Origin of the sequence: uncultured Campylobacter sp., from assembly GCF_937949835.1 — a bacterium.
GTDB lineage: Bacteria > Campylobacterota > Campylobacteria > Campylobacterales > Campylobacteraceae > Campylobacter_B.
This window is the reverse complement of sequence record NZ_CALEDC010000395.1, coordinates 1-4006: the sequence shown is the minus strand read 5'-3', so window position 1 is coordinate 4006 and position 4006 is coordinate 1. Positions and strand designations below refer to the sequence as shown.

General features: G+C 43.1%; 3 protein-coding genes. All 3 read right to left on the bottom strand.

Features of this window, described 5'->3' with window-relative positions; genetic code table 11:
* Positions 1-1270 (bottom strand): hypothetical protein (locus Q0256_RS08935; RefSeq protein WP_297962324.1); only part of this gene is annotated, 1270 nt, incomplete at its 3' end.
* Positions 1271-1302: 32 nt separating this feature from the next.
* Entirely contained in the window at positions 1303-1530 is a 228-nt protein-coding gene (locus Q0256_RS08930; RefSeq protein ID WP_297962322.1) for a hypothetical protein, read from the bottom strand.
* Between the two features lie 847 nt (positions 1531-2377).
* Positions 2378-3799: a Do family serine endopeptidase gene (locus Q0256_RS08925; protein ID WP_291937493.1), complete on the bottom strand. Its 1422-nt coding sequence runs from the start codon at positions 3797-3799 to the stop codon at positions 2378-2380.
* Positions 3800-4006 lie beyond the last annotated feature (207 nt).

Genomic DNA, 4006 nt, shown 5'->3' with positions numbered 1-4006 from the left:
CTAGAGCAGGACCATTTAGTGTTCCGCCGGTTATTTGGACGTGGTTATTGTTTGCCGTTCCGCTGCCGCTGCTGATTTTATTAGTTCCGCCGATTACTTGAAAGACGCTTTTGCCGGTTAAATCCGCTACTACCCAGTTATTTTCGGCGTTGCCTTTTTCGCTTCTACCGCCGATGATATCATGACCTATCGTAGCGCCTTTTTTGATATCTACTCTAGCGCCCGTAACGTCGCCATTAACGCTGTTTCCGCCGATGACATCGTGGCTCACTTTGCCACCGTTTAGAGTTACTTTGGTGTTTGAAATTTTGCCGTTAACGCTGTTTCCGCCTATAGCATCTTGTGCTACTTTGCCTCCGCTCATTTCAACGTAACTACTTTTTATCTCTCCATTTACGTTGCGGAAGCCGTAAGCGCTACCGCCTATCTCGCCGCCGCTTATTTTGACGTAATCATTCGTGCTAGTAGCGACGTGATTGGTACCAGAACCTCCGCCGAAGCCTCCGTGAACGTCACCTATAACCTTTCCGCTGCTGATTTCAGAGTAATTGTCGTTAGAAACGGCTGCCATATATGAGCCCGTAGTAGATTGAACCTCTCCGTTTTGTAGCTTTACGTAGTTTTTGCTAGCCGTAGCGTTGCTTCCGGTGGTAATACCCTCTCTAGTGGCATTGGCGCCTGTTATATTTTGAAGCTTAGCACCGGCGCTGTTTATGACGACATAGTTTTTCTCTAACGTACTAGCGGAATTTGGAGATACCGATACCGCGCCGTCTATTTCTTGACCGTTGCCTAAGACGATAGCGCCCGTAATATTTACGCCATTACCTTTCGCGGAACCACCTTCGTGTATGGTAGCACCCTCTATCCTGTATTTATCTATTTGTGCTGCGCTTTTTATATTTACCGTATTATTTTCTGCAGAGTGACCATATCTAGCACGACCTCCCGATACTATAGCTTCGAAGCTCCCCATGGTGTTATTATCGCCGATTATATGGCTATTGCCTTCGATATTTACGGTGTTGCCGACGGCGTTTCCCGAATATCCTGGCTTTCCAGCCCAAGTGCCGTTGCCGCCGAGAACGACTCTATTAACGGTTGCATTTATTATGTTTACGGTATTGCCTGTTGCGCCTATGCCTTCACCGCCTATTACGGTGGTAACGGTAGCGCGGTTTTGAACGGTGATCTGATTTCTATCGGCCGATGTTGTAGGTGTAATGCTAGGATGACCCATACCGCCGCCGTATATACTGTAGCCAGACATATCAGTACCTGAAGCATTTCCGGTGATAGTTACTATATGATTTTTGGAGCCGCCTCCGTTACCGGCACCTTCATAACCACCCGAGTAATACCCGCCGCCTGGAGTATGCAAAACACCATCGCTACCGCCGCCGGACTTGGGGTACCGTCGCTTTTAGTTACCGTTATGACTCCATTACCGGCTAAAGCTTGTGAAGGAGCAATGGCTAAGCATGCCGCCAAACTTAAACCGGAAATAATCGGTATCTTAATATCTTTCATAGTTGTAATCCTTCGTAAAAAATAAAAACTATCCATTATACTATAAAAATACCTATTTACAATAAATTTAATACAATTCCTAACAAAAAGTAGCTTAATGCGAAAAAATGGGTATTGCGATGCAACGTTTTCGATAATAAAGTAAAATTTCAGCTTATTTTTGTTATTGAAGCTTAAACGAAAAATTACGATTACAAAATGATGAAATTTTAAAATTCCGACTTTAAAATTTAGCCAGCGGAATTCCCAAGAAGTGACGTAGTTGGAAAAGCGCTAGAATAAAAAGGTGATAGTTTCTGTAGCAGAAATATGGTAGGGCATAAATTTTATAAAATTTGGATTTGTAGAATTTAAAGTGAAGTAATATACGAGAGGAATTAAAATTTGAAGTAATTCTAGGTTAGAAGCACATACTTTTGCGGTATGTTGTTAGCAAAGAGATTAAAATTTTAAAGCAGTCCCAGACGAGGCGATAAAAACGATAAAGTAGCGGCGTGGAGGGTTAAATTTTAAAAATTCTAAGTGAAAACAAAAGCAAAAAAGCAAAATTCTAAGAATTTCAAGCGAAATTTGGGCTTTCAACGGTATTCGAAATGGCAAAGGGCTTTCGGAGCTGTTTAAAATAACAGAGGGCTTCCGGCAGCTTTTAATGCCTGCAGGAAGCACTTTTTATAGTTTATGTATCTCTTATGCTCGAAAGCTAGGAATTCCGCTTGTCAAAAAGCCCAAAATCTCAAAAGTTTCTGCTAGCTTATTCGCAAGCTTCGCTAATGCTTTGTCCCGGGCTTGCCGCGATTAAAATTTAACGCTTGCGCGTTTCTCGCAGCTAAAGTTTGGTGGATCAAGCTTAGCGGATTACAAGACCTTGCGGAATTCCGCGTCTGATAACCCAGACTAGGGTCTTTTTGCCCTTGTAATCTTTGATATATCGATCGAAATCGTCTGAGCTTTTGACATCGTTTTGACCGACTTGGATGATCACGTCGCCTACCTCAAAGCCGTAATCATCGGCTTTTGAGCCATCTTTGACGCTTAAGACGAGGGCGCCCGAGACATCGTCGTCGAGGTTATATTTGCGGCGCAAGCTGTCATTTAACGTCCTTAGCTTTAGCCCCTCTATTGCGCTTTTTGAGTCCTCGCCAGCTGAGCCTAAGGTGGTGGAGTCGGATTTCATCGCGTCTAGCTTGATAGTCGTGCTCTTGCTTTTGCCGTCGCGCTCAAATTCTACATCCACTGAGCTTCCTGGAGCCATTGAGCCGATTAAATTTTTTAGCTCATTGGCGTTTTTGATAGATTTGCCATTTATTTTGGTAATCAAATCGCCGCGCTTGATGCCTGCTTTATCGGCAGGCATGTCTTTTTCGACGCTTGAGATTAGCGCGCCCTCTTTGCTTTCATAGAGCTCTTTTTGGTCTTTAGACATATCCGAGATCGTGACGCCTATAAAGCCACGCTCGATCTTGCCGTTTGTGATGAGCTTTTCAGCGATCTCTTTTACCATATTTGAAGGGATCGCAAAGCCTACGCCGTTATTTCCGCCGCCGCGACTTAAAATAGCGGAATTTATTCCCAAAAGCGCGCCGCGGCTATCCACTAGCGCGCCGCCTGAGTTACCAGGATTGATCGAAGCGTCGGTTTGGATAAAATTTTCATATTGATTTAACCCGATATTGTTTTTATTTAGCGCCGAGATTATGCCTTGAGTGATGGTGCCGCCCACGCCGAAAGGATTTCCGATAGCAAAGACGATATCGCCCTCCATGGCCTTGGACGAGTCGGCAAATTTAACCGCAGAGAGGTTTTTTTCGTCGATTTTAATGATTGCAAGGTCGGTTTTAGGGTCGGTGCCGATTACCTTGGCTTTATACTCTTTATCGCCTTCTAGTAGTGTAACTACGATTTCGTCGGCATTTTCTATTACGTGATTATTTGTGACAATATAGCCGTCTTCGGAGATGATGACACCAGAGCCTAGCGAGCTTCCCTCGCGCTCTTGTTGTTGTGGAATGTCAAAGTCGAAAAATTGCTTAAAAAACGGATCGTCAAACATCTGCGACATCGGACTATTGCCTGCTTTTATCTTGGTTTTAGTTGCGATATTGACGACGGATTTTTTTACGTCCGCAAGCGAGCTGTGATACGAAAGCACCACGTCTTGATTAAAGCCCGGATTTACGCGCTCATAATTGCTTGGAGCTTCTTTAATGTCGATACTGGCGCCAAAAAGCGCACCTGCTAAAGCTATCGATATGATGATCGATTTTTTCATTTTTGCTTCCTTTGTGATAATGAAATTTTGGCGGAATTATAAATTTTGTCCGCTAATATATTCTTAACGCAAAATTAAAATTTATAAATAGAATTTAGCAAACTTGATTGACACTCACTAAAGTTTTATGATATAATCTACATAAATTTTAAGATTTTAAGGATTAAAATGGCAAGCACAAGCAGTTTATACGAAACCTTAGGCGTG

Bases quoted from the DNA above. Each gene is read 5' to 3' on its own strand.
- Q0256_RS08930 (WP_297962322.1), bottom strand. From the start codon at position 1,530: ATGAAAGATATTAAGATACCGATTATTTCCGGTTTAAGTTTGGCGGCA.
- Q0256_RS08925 (WP_291937493.1), bottom strand. From the start codon at position 3,799: ATGAAAAAATCGATCATCATATCGATAGCTTTAGCAGGTGCGCTTTTT.